Annotated in this window: 18 protein-coding genes; 11 read left to right on the forward strand and 7 right to left on the reverse strand. The window is 34.1% G+C overall.

What is annotated here, in order from left to right; all coding sequences use genetic code 11:
- Positions 1 to 52: 52 nt before the first annotated feature.
- Together B0M43_RS03500 and gdhA are read right to left on the reverse strand one after the other, a co-directional pair.
- Entirely contained in the window at positions 53 to 2,335 is a 2,283-nt protein-coding gene (locus B0M43_RS03500; protein ID WP_078006827.1) for a T9SS type A sorting domain-containing protein, read from the reverse strand.
- A gap of 248 nt (positions 2,336 to 2,583) precedes the next feature.
- Positions 2,584 to 3,927, reverse strand: coding sequence for an NADP-specific glutamate dehydrogenase (gdhA, locus tag B0M43_RS03505; RefSeq protein ID WP_078006826.1), 1,344 nt, complete (start codon positions 3,925 to 3,927; stop codon positions 2,584 to 2,586).
- 282 nt (positions 3,928 to 4,209) lie between these two features.
- Here gdhA and B0M43_RS03510 point away from each other — a divergent pair, with 282 nt between their 5' ends.
- Entirely contained in the window at positions 4,210 to 5,004 is a 795-nt protein-coding gene (locus B0M43_RS03510) for a glutamate dehydrogenase (protein WP_065448707.1), read from the forward strand.
- A gap of 83 nt (positions 5,005 to 5,087) precedes the next feature.
- On the opposite strand, the gene B0M43_RS03515 is transcribed toward B0M43_RS03510, so the two are convergent.
- Entirely contained in the window at positions 5,088 to 6,230 is a 1,143-nt protein-coding gene (locus B0M43_RS03515) for a cystathionine gamma-synthase (protein WP_078006825.1), read from the reverse strand.
- A gap of 105 nt (positions 6,231 to 6,335) precedes the next feature.
- Between B0M43_RS03515 and B0M43_RS03520 the strand changes: the two genes are divergently transcribed.
- The 3 genes from B0M43_RS03520 (at position 6,336) to B0M43_RS03530 (ending at position 7,966) form a co-directional block, all read left to right on the forward strand.
- The gene (locus tag B0M43_RS03520) at positions 6,336 to 7,079 is read left to right on the forward strand and encodes a DUF3298 and DUF4163 domain-containing protein (protein ID WP_078006824.1); all 744 of its coding nucleotides are present in this window, start codon (positions 6,336 to 6,338) and stop codon (positions 7,077 to 7,079) included.
- Positions 7,080 to 7,170: 91 nt separating this feature from the next.
- Positions 7,171 to 7,647, forward strand: a complete 477-nt coding sequence (locus tag B0M43_RS03525) for a hypothetical protein (RefSeq protein ID WP_078006823.1) — start codon at positions 7,171 to 7,173, stop codon at positions 7,645 to 7,647.
- A gap of 10 nt (positions 7,648 to 7,657) precedes the next feature.
- Positions 7,658 to 7,966: a hypothetical protein gene (locus B0M43_RS03530; RefSeq protein WP_078006822.1), complete on the forward strand. Its 309-nt coding sequence runs from the start codon at positions 7,658 to 7,660 to the stop codon at positions 7,964 to 7,966.
- 142 nt (positions 7,967 to 8,108) lie between these two features.
- On the opposite strand, the gene B0M43_RS03535 is transcribed toward B0M43_RS03530, so the two are convergent.
- The 4 genes from B0M43_RS03535 to B0M43_RS03550 all read right to left on the reverse strand — a co-directional run bounded on the left by B0M43_RS03535 (position 8,109) and on the right by B0M43_RS03550 (position 11,630).
- The gene (locus B0M43_RS03535; protein WP_078006821.1) at positions 8,109 to 9,260 is read right to left on the reverse strand and encodes an ATP-binding protein; all 1,152 of its coding nucleotides are present in this window, start codon (positions 9,258 to 9,260) and stop codon (positions 8,109 to 8,111) included.
- 126 nt (positions 9,261 to 9,386) lie between these two features.
- The gene (locus B0M43_RS03540; protein ID WP_078006820.1) at positions 9,387 to 10,139 is read right to left on the reverse strand and encodes an SDR family NAD(P)-dependent oxidoreductase; all 753 of its coding nucleotides are present in this window, start codon (positions 10,137 to 10,139) and stop codon (positions 9,387 to 9,389) included.
- 96 nt (positions 10,140 to 10,235) lie between these two features.
- Positions 10,236 to 10,742 carry a GNAT family N-acetyltransferase gene (locus B0M43_RS03545; protein ID WP_078006819.1) on the reverse strand — a complete coding sequence of 169 codons (507 nt, stop codon included), beginning with the start codon at positions 10,740 to 10,742 and terminating at the stop codon, positions 10,236 to 10,238.
- 15 nt (positions 10,743 to 10,757) lie between these two features.
- Positions 10,758 to 11,630 carry an aldo/keto reductase family oxidoreductase gene (locus B0M43_RS03550; RefSeq protein WP_078006818.1) on the reverse strand — a complete coding sequence of 291 codons (873 nt, stop codon included), beginning with the start codon at positions 11,628 to 11,630 and terminating at the stop codon, positions 10,758 to 10,760.
- A 212-nt stretch (positions 11,631 to 11,842) separates the two neighbouring features.
- On the opposite strand from B0M43_RS03550, the gene B0M43_RS03555 reads away from it, so the two are divergent.
- From B0M43_RS03555 to B0M43_RS03585, 7 genes are all read left to right on the forward strand, one after another.
- Complete coding sequence (locus B0M43_RS03555) at positions 11,843 to 12,847, forward strand: MoxR family ATPase (RefSeq protein ID WP_059116622.1); 1,005 nt, start codon at positions 11,843 to 11,845, stop codon at positions 12,845 to 12,847.
- A gap of 78 nt (positions 12,848 to 12,925) precedes the next feature.
- The gene (locus B0M43_RS03560) at positions 12,926 to 13,789 is read left to right on the forward strand and encodes a DUF58 domain-containing protein (protein ID WP_078006817.1); all 864 of its coding nucleotides are present in this window, start codon (positions 12,926 to 12,928) and stop codon (positions 13,787 to 13,789) included.
- Between the two features lie 166 nt (positions 13,790 to 13,955).
- Complete coding sequence (locus tag B0M43_RS03565) at positions 13,956 to 15,590, forward strand: hypothetical protein (RefSeq protein WP_065448715.1); 1,635 nt, start codon at positions 13,956 to 13,958, stop codon at positions 15,588 to 15,590.
- Positions 15,590 to 16,591, forward strand: a complete 1,002-nt coding sequence (locus B0M43_RS03570) for a VWA domain-containing protein (RefSeq protein ID WP_065448716.1) — start codon at positions 15,590 to 15,592, stop codon at positions 16,589 to 16,591. Before B0M43_RS03565 ends, B0M43_RS03570 begins: the two co-directional genes overlap by 1 nt.
- 78 nt (positions 16,592 to 16,669) lie before the next feature.
- On the forward strand, positions 16,670 to 17,704 hold the full coding sequence (locus B0M43_RS03575; protein WP_078006816.1) for a VWA domain-containing protein: 1,035 nt from the start codon (positions 16,670 to 16,672) through the stop codon (positions 17,702 to 17,704).
- Between the two features lie 131 nt (positions 17,705 to 17,835).
- A complete protein-coding gene (locus B0M43_RS03580) occupies positions 17,836 to 18,606 on the forward strand; it encodes a tetratricopeptide repeat protein (RefSeq protein ID WP_078006815.1) in 771 nt (256 codons plus the stop codon).
- Positions 18,607 to 18,739: 133 nt separating this feature from the next.
- Positions 18,740 to 20,503: a BatD family protein gene (locus B0M43_RS03585; protein ID WP_078006814.1), complete on the forward strand. Its 1,764-nt coding sequence runs from the start codon at positions 18,740 to 18,742 to the stop codon at positions 20,501 to 20,503.
- Positions 20,504 to 20,596: the final 93 nt, after the last annotated feature.

Genomic DNA, 20,596 nt, shown 5'->3' on the forward strand with positions numbered 1-20,596 from the left:
TTAATCAATTTTATTTTTTTTAGAAAACTGAGACTGAGACTGAGACTAAAAACTAACGAATAATCATTACTTTCTTAACTTTTGTTTCTCCACCATCCTGAGCTGAGATAAAAATCATATACACTCCCGATGCTACTTTATATCGCCCGAAAGCTGTTGTATCCCATTCTATCGTTCCGCCTGTAGAAGTGGTTTCGTATACTAAATTGCCTTCGATATCGGTAATTTTAATATTGGCCTTATCAATCAATCCTGCTACTTTTACTGTTCCTGAATAATTGGGGCGAACGGGATTAGGATAAACGTAGGCATTATTTAAACCTTCATTTGCCTCGGTTGCGATTCCTTTAAAAGAAACCATACCTTTATCTGTTGCAATAAAAACCTCGCCTGTTGCACTATTAATTTTTATATCATTAATAACATTACTTGGTAAAGGCGAATTATTGATCGTAAAATGATATTTGGTTTCCTGACCGTTTGGCGATACCATAAAAACACCTGAATCTCCGGTACCAATCCATTTATTATTGGCGCCGTCAACTGCAATTACATTTATAAATTGCTCGTACAATAATTCCTGAGCCAGATTATCATCCATTATAATAACGGGATTTGCTTTGAGCTGGCTCTCGGTCTGAAAGCTTCCCACATTCGACAAAACCCTTAATCCTTTTATGGTTCCAATCCACAGCTGGTTTTTTGTATCGACAGCAACAGAACGAACATCCGCAGTGGGCAAATTCCCGACATCTGCACCAAAAGTTATTTTTTTGAAGGTATTGGTACTTTCATTAAAACCAATTACTCCTTCTCTATTTGTTGCTATCCATTTTGTATTATTTTTATCAATAACAACATTGGCATAACTGGCAAGCTCTGCATTGTCGAGAATAGTCGCCATAGAATAACTTTGCCATTGTCCGTTTGTTTTTAAAACCTTTAAACCGTTTTTGATCCTGCTATTGGTAATCCAGAGATTTCCAGATTTATCAAAAGCAGTTCCGTTAATACGAACATCTATATAATTGGGGCCTTCGGTAGTGATACTTTCTAAACCACTATTTTTTTCATTATATAAAAACGTAGGTACATCCTGTTCGATCTTTAATAAACCTGAAAAAAATGAACTTGCATAAACTTGTTTGTCATTGTTGGGATTTACAATAATACGAGTCATAGATTTTGCTCCAAGAACATCATCATAGGATAGATTTAGCCATCCTGAAGTATCGTACTTACTTATGCCATAATTATCTAACGGATAAGGATTATAAGATGAAGTATAATCTCCATAAACTGTCCAAAGCACATTTGGCGCTACATCGAGTGAAAAAATATTGTTTTTTTCTGGTCCCGCCGGGGTATTATTCTCGAATGTTGAAACATTTGATAAAGTTGAGGAAAACAATCCCTTCTCTTTTGTTCCAATGTAGAGCAAATCTCCAATAGCAGTTGCGCAAGTAAAACTTAATGTATTATCTAAAACCTGAGTATTTGCAATCTGACGGTTTAAAACCATTTGATTAGAATAAACAAAAACTGTATTTGATGTTGTAACAAATAATTTCTGATTTACTGCACGCATGTCTGTAGCGGGTTGCGGAAGCTGTAAAAATCCAATAAATGTATTTGAATTATAACGATGAATATACCCTCCTGAATTGATTGCAATAAGCGTTGTATCTAAAGTTTCTATACTCGACCAATCTCCTGAATTTACCAAAGTCCATTGATTAAAATCGATCAGGTTGGCATTGGTACTATTGGCTTTTCTGATTCCGTTTGAAGTGGCAGCGTAAATAAATCCGTCGAAATAAGCGGTTTGTCTTATATTGATTTCTGCTCCGTTATCACCAATAAAATAAGTATCTCCAAATTGGGATGTTGTTAAATTGAATTGAACGATTCCAAAATCGCAGGAAACATAAACCAAACCATTATGTTCCATAAAATGATTGATTTTTTTAAGGTTCGCCGGCAATTGTTTGTTGATAATATCTACCACTTTTAAGATGCTCCCGTCTTTTTCATTTATTACGATCATCAAACCATTTTCGTAACCAATTATCGTTTTTTTGAATCCTTCGCTATGGTATAAAGCAGAAATTGTCTGGCCCGAAAGTCCATCAACAGTAGTTGTGGTTTTGATGGTGTTTGTCGCTGTGTTTTTAGAAAACAATGCATTTTCTGAAGCTGCAAAAACCGTTGTTGGTGCTTCTGAAATATCTTTTATTTCATTAAATGAAAAATAACTTTGCCACGACAATTTATTCTGAGCGAAACTAAATTGAAACAACACTAAAAACAAAACATACAGAAAGCTTCTCTTCATTACTTAAGATATTCGGATAGACAAATATACTACAAACGAAAGTATTTGATTTTTGTTCTGCTTTAAATAAAGCTCTTTTTTGAACCATTAAGAGATTAAGAAAAATTAAGCTTGAAATGTGAAAACAAATCTATCTTAAAGTGATTTAAAATAAAAAGAATTTGCGAATTCGTGGCTGAAAATAAAAAATGCCTCCAATCATCTTTAAAAAAGACAAATGAAGGCATTCTTACAATTGTAATTAAAACTTATACCACACCCTGAGCAAGCATAGCATCGGCTACTTTTACAAATCCAGCAATGTTAGCTCCTTTTACGTAGTCAACATAACCTGATTTATCTGAACCATATTTTACACATGAAGCATGAATTGCCAACATGATTTCTTTTAATCTTTGATCCACTTCTTCAGAAGTCCAGCTTAAACGCAATGAGTTTTGTGACATTTCAAGTCCTGAAGTAGCAACACCTCCGGCATTTGAAGCTTTTCCCGGAGCAAATAAAATTTTAGCTTCCAAAAATGCAGTAACTGCTTCTGGCGTAGATGGCATATTAGCGCCTTCTGCAACAGCAATACATCCGTTTGCTACTAAAGTTTTTGCTTCGTCACCCTCTAATTCGTTTTGAGTTGCACATGGCAAGGCCACATCACATTTTACTTCCCAAGGGCGTTTTCCTTCAACATATTTTGCATTAGGATATTTCTTTACGTACTCGCTGATTCTTCCTCTTAATTCATTTTTAAGCTCCATTACAAAAGCTAATTTATCTGAATCAATTCCGTCTGCGTCATAAATATAACCGTTAGAATCAGAAAGTGTAACTACTTTTGCACCTAATTCGTTGGCTTTTTCTACAGCATATTGAGATACATTTCCTGAACCTGAAATCACAACCGTTTTACCTTTAAAACTATCGCCTTTTGTAGCCAGCATACTCTGAGCAAAATAAACCGTTCCGTAGCCTGTAGCCTCAGGACGTATCAATGATCCTCCAAACTGAATTCCTTTACCGGTTAAAACTCCTGTAAACTCATTTCTTAGTCTTTTATACTGACCAAACATAAAACCAATTTCGCGGCCGCCTACTCCAATATCTCCCGCAGGAACATCCGTATCAGCACCAATATGTTTTGAAAGCTCGGTCATGAAACTTTGGCAAAACTTCATGATTTCGTTATCTGATTTTCCTTTTGGATCAAAATCAGAACCACCTTTTCCGCCGCCCATTGGCAATGTTGTTAAACTATTTTTGAAAGTCTGCTCGAAAGCAAGAAATTTTAAAATACTTAAATTTACCGAAGGGTGAAAACGCAAACCACCTTTATAAGGCCCAATGGCTGAATTCATCTGAATTCTATACCCTCTGTTTACCTGAATTTCGCCTTTGTCGTTTAACCAGTTAACTCTGAACATGATAACACGCTCCGGTTCCACCATTCGCTCTAAGAGCATTTTATTCTGATATTTTTTATTTTCTTCAATAAAAGGAATTACCGTTTCGGCAACTTCTAAAACTGCTTGTAAAAACTCTGATTCATTCGGGTTTTTTTCGCTAACCGAATCCATAAAAGCGGCAATACTTTGTGACATGATTATTAGATTATTAACATTTAAGAAAACGTTTTCGTTGTTCCATACAAAGGTAATCTAAATTGATATTTGTTAAATAAATTTTTAAATATCAATTAAAATTTTTATCTATTATATAGGCAATCTGAAAAAAATAGATTTCAGGTTTGCTAATTTACAGTAATTTACTACCCTTATATTTAAAATTTTAATAATTTTAATAAAAATTCATCAATACAGCTTTTAATACTTTTTTGTTAGTGTTGTTTTTATATATTTGCCAAGATTTGAAAGCCCAAACACATGCTCAAACCTATAATAATCACGCTATTCGCCTTATTTGGAATACCTACAATAGCAAACGCCCAATCTAGTCTCGCCCAAGAAGTAGGAATAATATTCGGACCTTCAACTTTTCAATCTGATTTTGGTCAAAGAAATAATTTTGACACGACCGTTGGAAATACCGGATTTGGAATAGGGATTGTTCATTTTATCAACTTTTCTGCCAATAATAACAGAGAAAGTTTTTTTACGGAACATTTTAAAGTAAGATCTGAATTGTCTTTCAACCAAACCAAATTAGAACATTTTGGTGAATGGGTTGAAATAGAAAGAAAAAAGAATCTTGTACAACATCTTAGAGCAATGCATGGCACCTCGACCTTCGTCAATCTTGGAGCTCAATTAGAATTTTCTCCTTTTATGAAAATTCACGATTTCGAAAATACAATTGGTGGTTTTAGCCCGTATATCAGTTTAGGTTTTCAGGTGAGTTATTACAAAACCAAAGTCGAGTCAAGACTAGGAACTTTAGGACTTCCGCTAACTACGTATCCAAAATACCTAACTCCTTCTGACGGACGCCAGTTTGGTTTTTCTAACGAAAATGGTTTGGTTTTATCAGGAACAGCAGGTGTTGGTGTACACTACAAGCTAACAACAATGAGCGATTTAATGTTTGAAGTTCGTTATCAGGGTTACGCCTCTGATTGGGTTGATGGTTTAAATCCGAATAAAGATATTTACAAAGAAAATAAAGCAAACGATTCACAAGTTTGGTTCAATGCAGGATATATTTACTATTTAGAATTTTAAATACTTCCCAAAAATATAAAATCCCAAATTCCAAAATGATTACAATTGGAATTTGGGATTTTTTTTATTTTAGAATTAGCTTTTTATGCTAAAGCCTGCTCTAAATCTGCAATTAGATCTTCGGCATCTTCGATACCCACACTTAATCGAACCAAATCATCGGTAATACCAACTTCGGCTCTTTTATCTGCCGGAATAGAAGCGTGTGTCATCAAAGCCGGATGATTGGCCAATGATTCTACTCCGCCTAAAGATTCTGCCAGTGTAAAAACTTTAAGTTTCTCTAAAAATGCAATCGAATCTTCTTTTTTACCTGATTTAAAAGTAAACGAAACCATTCCGCCAAAAGCTTTCATTTGCTTTTTTGCAATGTCATGAAACGGATGACTTTTTAATCCCGGATAATAAACGGTATTTATTTTAGGATGATTACTTAAATATTCCACCACTTTTTCTCCGTTTTCGCAATGTCTTTGCACTCGTAACGAAAGTGTTTTAATTCCTCTTAAAACCAGGAAACTATCCATTGGGCCCAAAGTTGCTCCGGTTGCAAATTGCTGAAAATGCAATTGTTCTCCTAAAGCTTCATCTTTTACGATTAAAGCTCCTGCAATAACATCAGAATGTCCGCCTAAATATTTTGTAGCCGAGTGCATTACAATATCAGCTCCTAAATCAAGAGGTTTTTGTAAATACGGTGTTGCAAAAGTATTATCGACAGCAAACCAAATTTTATGTTCTTTGGTGATTTTTGCAATTTCTGCAATATCAGCCAGTTTCATTAATGGATTTGTTGGTGTCTCAACCCAAACTAATTTAGTGTTTTCGTTGATTAATGATTTCAATTTTGCAATATCCGTCATATCAACAAAATGAAATTTAATTCCCGAATCTTTATAAATTCTGGAGAACATTCTATAAGTTCCTCCATACAAATCATCCATTGCAATAATTTCATCTCCGGCTTTAAACGATCGTAAGATACAATCTGTCGCTGCTAAACCAGATGAAAATGCCAATCCGCGAGTACCATTTTCGATACTTGCCAAAGCATTCTCTAAAGCTGTACGGGTTGGGTTCGAGGCCCTGCTATATTCATAATCCGCCAAAGGTTTTCCCGGACTAGTTTGTATAAAAGTTGAAGTTTGATACACCGGAGGCATAACAGCTCCTGTACTTGGATCATGATGCTGACCACCATGTATTACTTTTGTATTGAATTTCATATAGTTACAAATTTTAAATGCTTAAACGTGGTACAAATTTACCGTTAAATTTATTTTAATCCTGACACAACTTCTTACCTTTGTATATAATTAACACTTTTCGACATGAAACATTACACTTTTTTAGCCTTTTTGTTCCTAACCATTGCAAGTTGCAACAAAGAGCTTTCATTTGAGAATGAGACATTTGAAAAAGAATCAACAATTCCATGCAAAAAAGATTGTCCAAAAATTACTATTGATGTTCCTATTGCTAAAAATATTGATGTTGTAGCAGACAGCATCAACAAGAAAGTTTTTTCGGTCATTAAAGAGATTGTTTATTTTGAAGAAGATCCATCAAAAGCGAATGATTATAAAACTTTGGCAGCCTCTTTTATTACTTCTTATGAAGAAATGCATAAAAAATTTCCCGATGAAACCTTTGGTTGGGAAGGAAAAATAAAAGGAAATGTCGAATTTGAATCTGATCAGATCATCAATATCAAAATCGACCATTATACCTTTACAGGCGGAGCTCACGGTTATCAGGGCTTTCGATCATTATTATTTCATCCTAAAACCGGAAAGACCATTTTTACCGATGAAATATTCAAAAACGAAAATGAGTTTAAGGCTTTCGCCGAAAAAGAATTCAGAAAGAAATACAAAATTCCAGAAAAATCAAACATTAATGCAACAGGCTTAATGTTTGAAAACGACAAATTTCAATTACCTCAAAATATTTTTTATACGAATGACGGTTTGCTTTTATATTACAACTCATACGAAGCTGCTTCATATGCAGACGGACCAAAAGAGCTTTTGTTTTCGTATGCAAAAGTGAGTAAATATTTGAAATATCGATAATCATTTCTAAATACAATTCTTAAAACCATCAAATTAAAAATAAACCTTTTCTTACTTTTGTATATTTGGTTTTTATTTTAATTTTTTCGATATGTTAACCTTTAACCATTCAGGGCTATTAGTTCCTGATAATAAAATTACTTCAACAATTCAAGAGTTAGAAAATGAGTTCGTTATCAAAATTCCTTCCATAAAAAGAAAGGAAATTTTTGAAGCTTATGTTAAATATAATGAAGATTTCAAAAAAGTATGTAATTTAGACCACCTACACCAATGGATTAACGGATCTTATGTAACGAAAAAGAATAATCCCGGAGATATTGATTTAGTTACGTTTTTAGATTACAAGATTATTTCTCAATTAGGCTCAAAATTAGATAATTTTAAATATCCTAACTCAGAAATTATTTATGGTGTTGACGCTTACATTATTGAAGTTTATCCTGAAAATCACAGTAATAATTTTAGATATATAAGCGATAAAGCATATTGGCTGGATCGATTTACAAAAACAAGAAGAATTAGAGGAAATAGGTTATCAAAAGGCTTTTTGGAAATAAAATTTTAATTTACAACAAATGAAAGATAACAAGTTATATCATATTTTAGACTTGATAGAAGAGATAGATAAAGTTGACAAAATGATTATCCTACATACAGAATCGGATTCTGATTTAATGTCAAACCAGTATAAAAATCAAAAACTAAAACTAAGTAATTATTTAGTTAAAGAACTTTTGACCAACAGCGACAACAGAACAGAAGTAATGTACATCATTAAACTTTTTATAGAGAAATTCTACAATAACGAAATAAGTCATCTGCAATTTGAGGAGAATGATAACCTAAAAAAGATTGAAGAAGTGTTTATTGAAAATTACGCATAATAAATTTACAACTAAACATTGAGGCAATTTTTTTTAAAAAAACTATAACATGTATTGGGTTAGACGCACTGCTGTGCGTCTCTACAAAAAACCTTTGTCGTTTTTAAGACCTTAGCATCTCAGTCCCTTAGGAACTTAGAGCTTATTTACTCCCTTCCTGAAAATCATATTTCATCTTTCTCAAAATCCTCATAGCTTCTTTAAACGATAAATAAATACTTCCAAAGGGCTTTAAAAGCAATTTAGCATCAATCAACTTTTGTTTCGCATCATCAAAACCATTCAGATAGCAAATCATAAAAGTTGATGGAAGATTCTCCAAATCTTTTACTTCACGTTCTGACAAGGCAATTCCTTTTTGCAGTTTTTGAAGCAACGCCATATTTGCATTATAAATATGGTATAACATTTTACGGTTGAATTCCGGAGGTTGAAACAGCATTTCGCGGTCGATTTTGTAATAACCGTTATCAAAAAAATGAATCGTTTGTTTTTCCAGAGGATAATAACTCGTTTTGTCATTTAAACCTAACGGAACATACTCGGTTATCGTAAAACTATCGTCATCAAAAACAATCGTAACCACATCCTGCGCCGAATAAAAAAGTTTAATTTGTTCGTTGATCAATTCGATATCAACACGGGACAAGAAAGTTTTATCACGTGATTTATGAGGAACTCCTGCCCAGCAAATCACAAACAGTTCTTTAAAAACATGATATTTCGGTGACATGTCTTTGTGCCTGAAATTCATAAAATCGATTACACCATCAAGTGTGTACTGAATACTGTTTCTGGAACTATTTTCGATCCCAATAACCGTTTCGGTGTTCTGGTAGTTTTTCTCAATTTCCCCTTCAATAGGAACCGAATTACTGCCGCGCCTTATAAAAACGCTGTTGGCCGGAATGGTATGAATGCCTTTTTTGAAATAGGAGATTTTATTTTTTGGTTTAATGGTAACCAAACCAATAACCTTATCTTTTGGAAGATTAGGAAACGGTACATTTTCGTATTGAATTTTGGGAGGATTTTCCAGAAAAGCATTCACAAGATTCTGAATTCGGCTATCATCAAAAAAATCATCGCCTACAATTTCGTTATCCTGATCTTCTACTCCAACCACGATATAAGAATTATTGGTTGGGTTTGAATTTGATAAAGCGCAAATATGCTTCAGGAATTTTCCTTTTCCTTCGCGAGAATGCAAATTCAATTGCCTTTTTTTATCATAAAAACTGCTCTCGTCATTATGAGCGAGTAAATTTTTTATTAAAAGGCGCTTGTTGATCATTATTTTTAGACTTCTTAGAAAGTTAGATTTTTAGACTTCTTAGATTATTGGACTTTTAAATCTTAAACCTCTTAGATTATTTGATTGTTTAAATCTAAGAAGTCTAAGTTAGTCTAAAAATCTAAGTTATCCTCTCTTAACAATTGTCGACGACGCTTGCGCGGTACTCATCACCACCAAATCGGCGATGTTTACATGATAGGGTCTTGACACTACAAAGTGAATAATATCAGCAATATCTTCAGCCTGCAACGGATCGAAACCTTTGTAAACATTCGAAGCTCTTTCGACATCGCCTTTAAAACGTACTTCACTAAATTCTGTCGCTACCATTCCGGGGTGAATTGCTCCTACTCTAATACTAAACGGATTCAAATCGATTCGCATTCCGGCAGTAATGGCATCAACTGCATGTTTTGTTCCGCAATATACATTTCCGTTTGGATACACTTCTTTGGCAGCTGTTGAACCAATATTGATAATATGTCCGGAATTTTTGGCTGTCATTTTTGGAATCACTGCTTTCGAAACATACAAAAGTCCTTTAACATTAATATCAATCATCGCATCCCAATCTTCTAAATCTCCGGTTTGAATAGGGTCTAAACCATGTGCATTTCCGGCATTATTGATCAAAACATCGATATCTGAGAATACTTCCGGCAAAGAATTAATACTTTCCAGAACATCCTTTTTATCTCTGACATCAAATGACAAAGAATGTACTTCGGTAAAAGCCGAAAGTTCTTTTTCAAGTTCGGCCAAACGGTCTTTACGTCTTCCGCAAAGCACCACTTTATAGTTATTTTTTGCCATGATTTGAGCGGTTGCTTTACCAATTCCGCTTGTGGCTCCAGTAATTAAAACTGTTTTTTTCATTCTACTATTTTTATTTTAAAAGTTTTTTACCACAGATTAAATGGATTAAAATGATTTATAATCTGTGAGAATCTTTCAATCTGTGGCAAAAATTTTTCAATCTTTCCTGATCCAATTGTCTAAATTCAATTTCATATTTAGAGCGGTCCAGGTTTCATCACCCATTTCCCTAACAAACTTTTTATCAGGGTTAATGACAAAACCAATCTTTTCATAGCATTTGATTGCTCCAGTATTAAAATCAAAAACATTTAGCTCAACATTTCTTTGCTTACTATTTTCAAGAATAAATTCCAGAAGCAAAGTCACTATTTGTTTTCCAATTCCTTTTCCTCTAATGTTTTCATCCATAATCAAAATCCTTCCCAGATTTGCAAAGTTGTCTTTATAACAAATTTCACAATGCCCGATAGTCGAATCATCAGAAATAGTTACAACCCTAAAAGCAATCCTGTTTTTATCCGAAAGTGATTTTTCTATTTGTTCTTCGGTTAAAGGAAAAGTAAATTCCGGTCCTGCAAATTGCATCAACTCGCGAGCATCTTTTATACTATCAATCAATTGTGGATAAAACGCTGCATCGAATTTTTCTAATCGTATCATTATATGATCAAAGGTTTAAGCAACTTCTTCGCCTCTGCTTTCTGTCCAGATGGCAAACCAGTCTTCTTTGTCCATTTCTAATTCAACGGCTTTCATCAGCGATTGAATTCTGGCAATATTTACTGTTCCTGCAATCGGGATAACTGCTGACGGATGTTTTAAAATCCAGGCCAATAAAAGTGTATCTGATCCAAAACCGTATTTTTTAACCAAATCAGACAACAATTTTTTCAAACGACGTGTTTTTTTAGTGTCTTCTCTAAAAACAGTTCCAAGCGGATTCCATGACAACGGACGAATTCCGTGCGTTTGCATGTAATCAAAGCTTCCGTCAACCATTGGCTCAAAATTCGTTGCCGAAAATTGTACCTGATTGTAACTTACTTCTGTTTTCTGACGAATCAATTCGGTTTGAGAACTCGTGAAATTCGAAAGTCCGAAATCGATAATTTTTCCTTCTGCTTTTAATTTTTCAACAGCTTCTGCAATTTCATCAGCTTGCATTAATGGACTTGGTCTGTGCAATAAAAAAACATCAACATAATCTGTTTTTAGTTTTTTTAATGATTCTTCAACTGACCAAACAATATAATCCCTGGAGTAATCGTAATGTTTGATTTTGTTTGGGCGGCTTTCGGCTATCATCTGAATTCCGCATTTGGTAATTAATTGTAATTTCTCTCTCGAGATTTTGCTGTTGTGAAATGCCTTTCCAAAATCAGCTTCTGTGGTATACGATCCGTAAATATCTGCGTGATCAAAAGTTGTAATTTTGTTTTCGATACAAAGTTGTATCAGGTTTTCCATTTCTTTAGTTGTAAGGTTTTTATCCCAAACTCCCCAATTCATAGTGCCCGAAATTATGGGCGATAATGCTGTTTTACTCATGGTTTCATTGCGTTATTTTTGGTAATAAATATGCTTTTCTGAAGCATAATCACCAAAGTTCTTAAAAATATAAAAATAGATTCACAATTAGTCCTTAAAATTAGGTCATTGGTCGAAGTTTTAACCATTCTTTAACATCTTACTTCTCAAAAAATATTCAATTTGCACTCTCAAAAGCTACGCATAGAAATCAAGGTTTTAAAAATATTTATATGGAAGAAAATACAACGACTTTAGACATTAGAGCGATAAATGAAAAAATTGAAAGAGAAAGTGCTTTTATAGACCTTCTTACAATGGAAATGAACAAAGTTATTGTGGGCCAGAAACATATGGTCGAGCGTTTACTAATTGGACTTTTGGGACAAGGGCATATTTTGCTTGAAGGTGTTCCCGGATTAGCAAAAACTTTAGCCATAAATACTTTGTCTCAAGCAGTACAAGGTTCGTTCAGTCGTATTCAGTTTACACCTGACTTATTACCTGCCGATGTCGTTGGAACGATGATTTACAACATAAAAGCAAACGAGTTTTCTATCAAAAAAGGGCCAATCTTCGCAAATTTCGTCCTTGCCGATGAGATTAACCGTGCTCCGGCAAAGGTTCAATCGGCACTTTTGGAGGCGATGCAGGAAAAACAAGTAACTATTGGCGACACGACTTTCAAACTAGATCGTCCGTTTTTAGTACTGGCAACTCAAAACCCGGTAGAGCAAGAAGGAACATACCAGCTTCCGGAAGCGCAAGTCGATCGTTTTATGCTAAAAACGGTAATTGACTACCCAAAAATTGATGAAGAGCGTTTTGTAATTCGTCAAAACTTAAAAGGAACTTACGAAAAAGTAAATGCTGTAGTTTCTGTAGAACAAATTTTACGCGCACAAGAAGCGGTTCGTGAAGTTTACATGGATGAAAAAATCGAAAAATATATTTTAGATATCATATTTGCTACTCGTTATCCAGAAAAGTACAAATTGGCCGACCTAAAACCTCTTATTAGTTTTGGAGCATCACCACGTGGAAGTATCAATTTAGCTGTTGCAGCAAAATGTTACGCTTTCATCAAACGTCGTGGTTATGTAATTCCAGAAGATGTTCGTGCAGTTGTACATGATGTTTTACGTCACAGAGTTGGGATAACATATGAGGCTGAAGCCGAAAACATTACTTCTGTAGACATTATCAACAAAATCGTAAACGAGATTGAAGTACCTTAAAAATAGTTTTCAGTTTTCAGTCACAGTGAACATATTACAAGTAACTGCGACTGAAAACTGCGACTGAAAACTAAAGAAATGGATACAAAAGAGCTTTTAAAAAAAGTACGGAAAATAGAAATCAAAACCAAAAGACTGAGCAATCACATCTTTTCGGGAGAATACCACTCTTCATTTAAAGGACGAGGGATGACTTTTAGTGAAGTACGTCAATACCAATATGGCGATGACATTCGTAACATCGATTGGAATGTAACTGCACGCTACAACGAAGCCCACGTAAAAGTTTTTGAAGAAGAACGCGAATTGACCATGGTTTTAATGGTTGACATCTCAGGTTCAGAGGGTTTTGGTTCTAAAAGTCAATTTAAAAAAGACATCGTCACCGAAATTGCGGCAACGATGGCTTTTTCGGCTACACAAAATAATGACAAAATTGGTTTAATATTATTTTCTGATAATGTAGAATTGTATATTCCGCCAAAAAAAGGTCGTTCCCACGTTTTGAGAATCATTCGTGAACTGATCGAATTTGAACCAAAAAGCCAGAAAACAGATGTTGGAGCTGCTTTAAAATTTTTATCAGGAACCCAGAAAAAGAAAGCGATTGTCTTCATGATTTCTGATTTTATGTCTGAAAATTATGAGCAGACTTTGAAGATTGCGTCTAAAAAACACGATATTACCGGTGTTAGGGTTCACGATATTCGTGAAGAAAAAATTCCAAATTTAGGAATGGTATCTATACTCGACGCTGAAACGGGAAAAATTCAATTGGTAAATACAGGTTCAAAAACCGTGCGAATGAATTACGAAAAACACTATCAGGAAAGAGTTAATTATTTCAAAGATATTTTTAGTAAATCCGGAGCTGGAGTTGTAAACACTAGAGTTGATGAAAACTATGTGACTAAATTACTGGGGTATTTCAAATCAAGATAAGTTTATTTTAGAGTGCAGATTTTAGATTTTTTCTAAAGATTTATAAATTATTGATTTCTGCTTAACATTATATAAATAAAAAATCCGCTTAAATCTGTGCCATCCGCGTCATCCGTGTGCCATATTTAAGCATTCGTTTTAGACTAAAATCTGAAAACAAAATCAAATGAAATTAAAGTTTTACATATTTTTATTTTTACTTTCCTCATCTATTTTTGCCCAGCAAAAACAAGTAGAGACGAGCATTGATACAACAAAAAATAAAATTGGGGCGGAGTTTAAGCTAACACTTAAAACGGTTGTGAGCTCAAAGTCGAAAGTTGTTTTTCCGAAATTAAAAAACATTGGTCCGCTTGAAGTAATTCAGTCGTATCCAATTGACACGGTGAAGAAAAATGACACTTACGAATTAATCAAAAAATATGGTTTAACGCAATTTGATTCCGGGAAATATACTATTCCGAGTATTAAAATTTTAATTGATAAAAAACCTTTCTTAACAGATTCTATCCGTGTTGAAGTTGCCAGTGTAAAAGTGGATACTTTACAGCAAAAAATGTACGATATCAAAGACATTACTGCTGTTGATAACGGAATTGGTGATTGGTGGAAATATGTTTTAGGTTTAATAATCATTCTTGGAATTGGAGCTTTCGTTTATTGGTTTGTTAAGAAACGACAACAAAAGAAAATTGAAGAAGAGGTTTATAAAACTCCTATCGAAAAAGCGACAAGCTTATTAAACAACCTGGAACAAAAAGAACTGGTTCAAAAAGGAGAAATCAAAGAATATTATAGCGAATTAACAGATATTGCCCGTAATTATATCGAAGAAGCGATTCATATTCCGGCAATGGAAAGTACTACTTCTGAATTGATTCAGGCGATCAGAACGGCATCAACCAAAAAGAAGATGACCTTAACTCCTGAAACTGTTGAGAATCTGGAACGTGTTTTACGCCAGGCCGATTTAGTAAAATTTGCTAAATCGAAACCGCTTGATTTTGAAATTACCGATGACAGAAATAAAATTCAGAAAGTAATTTTAACGCTGGATAATGCAATTCCAACAGAAGTTCCTGCCGAAGAAGAAGATCAATTACTGAATGAAGCGCAAAGACAAAAACAAATTAAACAACAGTTATTAAAAAAACGCAACAAACGTATTGCTATTGCAGTAGGAACTGTTTTGTTTTTATTAATTGCGACTACGGCATTTTTTATTGTAACCAAAGGTTTCAAATTTGTAAAAGATAATTTGATTGGGCATCCAACCAAAGAATTATTAGAAGGTCAATGGGTAAAAAGTGAATACGGAAATCCTGGTGTTTTAATTGAAACTCCAAAGGTTTTAAAACGTATGGATACTCAAAAAGTACTTCCGAAAGAAACTATGGCGCTGATTAAAGAAATGCAGCTGTTTTCATACGGAAGCATGATCGACAACTTTTATATTACTGTTTCGACAAGTAAATTCAAAAATCCTGTAGAACTTGATTTGGCAAAAACTTTAGAAGGTACTTTAAAAATAATTGAAGCGCAGGGCGGACAAAATATTATTGTAAAACAAGAAGATTTTCAAACCAATGAAGGTGTTCAGGGATTAAAAGGATACGGAACAATGTCGATTTTAAATCCGGTTGATAAAACGAGCACAAAAGCCTATTACGAGATTTTATTATTCAAACAAGATCAGGGATTACAACAAATTATGATTTTGCATGAAGAAGGTGACACATACGGAAACGATATTGCAACCCGAATTTTAAATTCTGTTGAACTTAGAAAAGCGAGTAACTAATGAATAAAATAACTTTTTTAAATCCGGAATTTTTTTGGTTGTTTCTACTAATCCCAATTGCAATAGCTTGGTTTTTCTGGAAACGCAACCAGCAATCGGCTACTTTAAAAATGAGTTCGACTCAGGGTTTTAAAAACAGCGAATCGTTGCTAACGAAATTAAAACCTGCTTTATACGTTTTTAGAATTTTAGGACTAAGCTCCTTAATTATAGCTTTGGCCAGACCAAGAACGGTTGACATTAGCAGTCAGACTAAAACAACTAAAGGAATTGATATTGTTTTGGCGATCGACGTTTCTGGAAGTATGCTGGCAAAGGATTTAAAGCCAAACCGCATGGAAGCTTTAAAAAGAGTAGCTGCAGATTTTGTTGGGGAAAGACCTAATGACAGAGTTGGACTGGTTTTATACGCTTCTGAAGCTTATACTAAAACACCTGTTACAAGTGATAAAGCTATTATTCTTGAAGCTATTAAAAGCATTAAATACGATACAGTTTTACAAGACGGAACCGGAATTGGTATGGGATTGGCAACTGCCGTAAACCGCCTGAAAGACAGTAAAGCAAAAAGCCGGGTTATTATTTTAATGACCGATGGTGTGAATAATGCCGGGTTTATTGAGCCTGAAACTGCATCAGACATAGCAAAACAATACGGCATAAAAGTATACACAATTGGTATTGGTACTAACGGAATGGCCGAATCTCCTTATGCTTATGCACCAAACGGAGGTTTTTTATATAAAATGCAAAAAGTTGAAATCGACGAACAATTAATGAAAAATATTGCCCGTAAAACCGATGGAACTTATTTTAGAGCAACAAGTAATGATCGATTAGCCGAAATATACAACGCGATTAATAAATTAGAAACCACTGAAATCCAGGAATTAAAATTCTATGATTACGACGAAAAATACAGAGGATTTGTCTTATTGGCTGCCTTTTTATTATTGTTAGAAGTTGGTTTAAGAAATACAGTTTACAGAAGCTTTATATAATATTTTAGTCGCAGTCACGGTTTACAGTTTACAGCTGAAACTGCGACTGAAAACTGCGACTGAAAACTAGAACTAAAAATGGAATTAGACGAAAAAAAATATTTATACCTTTTATTATTACTCCCAATTGTGGTGTGTATTTTCCTTTTCAATATGTATTGGAAAAGAAAAAAACAGCGCGAATTTGGTGATCTCGAAATGGTAAAAAAACTAAGCCCGGAAAGATCGGTTTTTAAACCTGTTTTAAAATTATCGGTAATACTTTTGGCGCTTGCCTGTTTAATTATCGGATTAGTGAATCCGAAGATTGGAACAAAAATGGAAACTGTAAAACGCGAAGGTATTGATATCGTTTTTGCTGTCGATGTTTCTAAAAGTATGCTTGCCGAAGATGTGGCACCAAGTCGTTTAGAAAAAAGTAAACAGTTGGTTTCGCAAATCATCAACAATTTAGGAAGTGACAGAATTGGAATTGTAGCCTATGCAGGAAGTGCTTTTCCGGTTTTACCGATCACTTCAGATTATAGTGTTGCCAAAATGTTCCTGCAAAGTATGACTCCTGATATGGTTTCATCTCAAGGAACTTCGCTTGATGAAGCCATTAGATTATCATCGACTTATTTTGATGAAAAAAGCAAAACCAGCAAATTATTGATTTTGATTTCTGATGGAGAAGACCATTCTGAAGGAGCTTCAGCAGCAGCGGAAGAGGCCAATAAAATGGGAATGAAAATCATTACGATTGGTGTTGGAACAGAAAAAGGAGGCACAATTCCATTAAAAGAAAATGGCGTAGTCAGAAACTATCAAAAAGATCAAAACGGACAAACTGTTATTACAAAACTAAATCAGGAAGGATTAAGAACCATTGCAAAAGCTACAAAAGGAGGTTATGTATATGGCGGAAGCACTAAGGAAGTTTTAGAATACATCAAAAATGCTTTAAACAACATACAAAAAACAGAATTCGAAGCGACACAAATGGCCGATTTTCAATCGCAGTTTCAGTGGTTCATTGGCTTTGCCTTCTTATTATTGTTTGTGGATATTTTCCTTTTAGAAAGAAAAACAAATTGGATAAAAGAGTTGAATTTATTTAACGAAAAGAAATAATAAAGTTAGCAGCTAATTACCAGAATTTACACGAATCAAATTGTTTAGATTCTATTCGTAATTCAAACACAAAGAATTAATTAGTGAGAATTGGTGTAATTCGTGGCAAACTAAAAACATAAAACATTAGAATGAAAAATTTACTTCTTTATATTTTACTAACGTTCTCTTTGGCGGTTTCAGCTCAGGAGAAAGATAAGACATTGCCTGATGCCAATGAAGAATATAAGCAGAATAAATTTATTGACGCTGAAGCCAATTACAGAATTTCAGAATCAAAATTTCCAAAACGTGCTACTGCTCCTTATAATTTAGGAAATACTATTTACAAACAAAATCAGGTTTCTGAAGCTAAATTCGCTTACGCGAAAGCCATAAAGAATGCTAAAACAAGACCTGAAAAACATAAAGCTTACCATAACTTAGGAAATGTTTTCATGAAAGAGAAAGATTATACGCAAGCCGTTGAAGCGTATAAAGAAGCTTTGCGTAACGATCCTACCGATGACGAAACACGTTATAATTATGCCTTAGCCAAACAAAAGCTTAAAGAAAATCCGCCTAAAAACGATAAAAACAAGGACAAGAATAAGGATAAAGACAAGGATAAAAACAAAGATAAAGACAAGGACAAGGATAAAAATAAAGACAAGGATAAGGACAAAGACAAGAAAGACGACAAAGGCGATAAAGACAAAGACAAAAAAGATGGTAAAGATGATCCTAAAAAAGACGACAAGTCTGACAATAAAGGAGAACCAAAACCACAGCCAGGCGGAATTTCTAAAGACCGTGTCCAGAATTTATTAGATGCCGTAAACAACGAAGAAAAGAAAATTCAGGATAAAGTAAACGCTCAAAAAGTAAAAGGCAATCCTAGAAAAACAGAAAAAGACTGGTAAATGGTTTGTTTGTGGTTTTTGGTCTAAAGTTTTTGGTTTTTCTCCTAATTGAAATATTAAAAAGACAAATTAAAACGTTAAACAGTTAACAACAAACTATAAACAACAAACAATAAACTGATTAAAACAATTAATGAAAAGATATTTAATTCTATTACTATTCACTTTTCAAGGGCTTATGGCTCAAGTTCAATTTGAAGCCAGAGTAAGCAAAAACACGCTCGGACTGAACGAAAGATTCCGTATTGACTTCATCATGAATGTTGATGGAGATAACTTTGACCAGCCTTCATTTGACGGATTTAGAGTTGTAGGCGGACCAAGTCAACAAGTAAGTCAGTCCTGGGTAAACGGTAGAAGTTCTTTTCAGAAAATATATTCTTATATTTTACAGCCTAATCAAAAAGGAACATTTTCTATCAAGCAGGCAGCTATAGAATACAATGGGCAAATTTATAAAACACAGCCTATAAAAATCGTAGTAACAAATGCCGTTGCACAAGAAAGAGATCCTTATGACAACAGCAGACCACAAGGACAACAGGGCATTCCAAATGAAACTTTGAATCTTGTAGCCGAGATTTCTAAAACAAATCCGTATTTGAATGAGCCAATTACTGTTGTTTATAAATTATACTTTAACAACATTAACGTAACTGGTTTTAAAGAATTGGCCAAACCCAAGTATAATGATTTCTGGAACCAAAACATAGACATCAAGCAATTGTCGATTGAAGAAGGCACTTTTAAGGGACAAAGATGTTATTTTGTAATCCTGAAAAAAACCATATTATACCCTCAAAAATCAGGAAGATTAACTATTGAACCGCTATCATTAGACATAGGCGTACAATTGCCAACAGATCGTCGTAACATGTACGGCCAGATGATTCTGACAGATGACAATAAGGTAGTTTCGGCCGGAGCCAAGACCATTAATGTACGACCACTTCCGGAAACTAATAAACCAGAAGGTTTTGGCGGTGCGGTAGGGAAATTTAATTTCACTGTTACTCCATCTAAAACAACACTTAAAAGCGGAGAAAGTCTGGACTTAATCGTGAGTGCCTCAGGAAGCGGAAACATGAAATTGTTTACCTTACCAAAACCTGTTGTTCCTAATGCATTAGAAATGTACGATCCGGTTCATGATGAGCAGGTGACGACTTCACTTTCAGGAATGTCAGGAAAAATTACCGATAAGTATTCTATTGTACCACAATACAAAGGAAAATATGCGATAAAACCAATGCAGTTTTCTTATTTTGATTTGAATACCGGTTCGTATAAAACCATTACTTCTCAGGAAATTATGGTTGATGTGTTAGACGGACCAATGCAGGCAGAAGCAAATGCGACAGCAAATGCCTCTAAAAATGTATTTACAAAAACAGAACAGTTTAAATACATCAAACCAAAAACAACTTTGGTTGCCATTGCTAAAAACGATTTTTACGGTTCTAATTTATATTATCTTCTGTTATTCGCACCATTCGTCATTTTACCAATTATTGTTTTGGCTAAGAAAAGAAAAGAAGCAATTGATGGTGACGTAACAGGAAACCGTATTAGAATGAACAATAAATTAGCTAAGAAATATTTATCTCAGGCTAAAAAACAACTTAACAATAAAGAGGCGTTTTATATTGCGTTAGAAAAAGCGATGCATAATTTCCTAAAAGCTAAATTACATATCGAAACCTCAGAAATGAGCAAGAATAATATTCAGGAGCTGTTATTGTCGAGAAATGCAAATCCTGAATCAGTTCAGAATTTCATTAATCTGACAGAAAACTGTGAGTTTGCCCGTTATGCCCCGGCATCAAGCGCTTCGATTCAGCAGGATTATGACAAAGCTGTTTTAATCATTTCAGAATTAGAGAAACAAATTGTTTAGTTTAATCTTTAACCGCAAAGTGCGCTAAGAAAATTGATTTAGCTTTCGTTGAATTAAAGTTCGCAAAGTTGAAAATGTTATTACAAATCAGGA

The sequence above is a fragment of the Flavobacterium sp. KBS0721 genome, from assembly GCF_002007065.3.
GTDB lineage: Bacteria > Bacteroidota > Bacteroidia > Flavobacteriales > Flavobacteriaceae > Flavobacterium > Flavobacterium piscis.

Bases quoted from the DNA above. Each gene is read 5' to 3' on its own strand.
- B0M43_RS03550 (WP_078006818.1), bottom strand. From the start codon at position 11,630: ATGAGTAAAACAGCATTATCGCCCATAATTTCGGGCACTATGAATTGG.
- gdhA (WP_078006826.1), bottom strand. From the start codon at position 3,927: ATGTCACAAAGTATTGCCGCTTTTATGGATTCGGTTAGCGAAAAAAAC.
- B0M43_RS03535 (WP_078006821.1), bottom strand. From the start codon at position 9,260: ATGATCAACAAGCGCCTTTTAATAAAAAATTTACTCGCTCATAATGAC.
- B0M43_RS03575 (WP_078006816.1), top strand. From the start codon at position 16,670: ATGGAATTAGACGAAAAAAAATATTTATACCTTTTATTATTACTCCCA.
- B0M43_RS03585 (WP_078006814.1), top strand. From the start codon at position 18,740: ATGAAAAGATATTTAATTCTATTACTATTCACTTTTCAAGGGCTTATG.
- B0M43_RS03580 (WP_078006815.1), top strand. From the start codon at position 17,836: ATGAAAAATTTACTTCTTTATATTTTACTAACGTTCTCTTTGGCGGTT.
- B0M43_RS03530 (WP_078006822.1), top strand. From the start codon at position 7,658: ATGAAAGATAACAAGTTATATCATATTTTAGACTTGATAGAAGAGATA.
- B0M43_RS03500 (WP_078006827.1), bottom strand. From the start codon at position 2,335: ATGAAGAGAAGCTTTCTGTATGTTTTGTTTTTAGTGTTGTTTCAATTT.
- B0M43_RS03555 (WP_059116622.1), top strand. From the start codon at position 11,843: ATGGAAGAAAATACAACGACTTTAGACATTAGAGCGATAAATGAAAAA.
- B0M43_RS03560 (WP_078006817.1), top strand. From the start codon at position 12,926: ATGGATACAAAAGAGCTTTTAAAAAAAGTACGGAAAATAGAAATCAAA.
- B0M43_RS03565 (WP_065448715.1), top strand. From the start codon at position 13,956: ATGAAATTAAAGTTTTACATATTTTTATTTTTACTTTCCTCATCTATT.
- B0M43_RS03570 (WP_065448716.1), top strand. From the start codon at position 15,590: ATGAATAAAATAACTTTTTTAAATCCGGAATTTTTTTGGTTGTTTCTA.
- B0M43_RS03515 (WP_078006825.1), bottom strand. From the start codon at position 6,230: ATGAAATTCAATACAAAAGTAATACATGGTGGTCAGCATCATGATCCA.
- B0M43_RS03540 (WP_078006820.1), bottom strand. From the start codon at position 10,139: ATGAAAAAAACAGTTTTAATTACTGGAGCCACAAGCGGAATTGGTAAA.
- B0M43_RS03525 (WP_078006823.1), top strand. From the start codon at position 7,171: ATGTTAACCTTTAACCATTCAGGGCTATTAGTTCCTGATAATAAAATT.
- B0M43_RS03510 (WP_065448707.1), top strand. From the start codon at position 4,210: ATGCTCAAACCTATAATAATCACGCTATTCGCCTTATTTGGAATACCT.
- B0M43_RS03520 (WP_078006824.1), top strand. From the start codon at position 6,336: ATGAAACATTACACTTTTTTAGCCTTTTTGTTCCTAACCATTGCAAGT.
- B0M43_RS03545 (WP_078006819.1), bottom strand. From the start codon at position 10,742: ATGATACGATTAGAAAAATTCGATGCAGCGTTTTATCCACAATTGATT.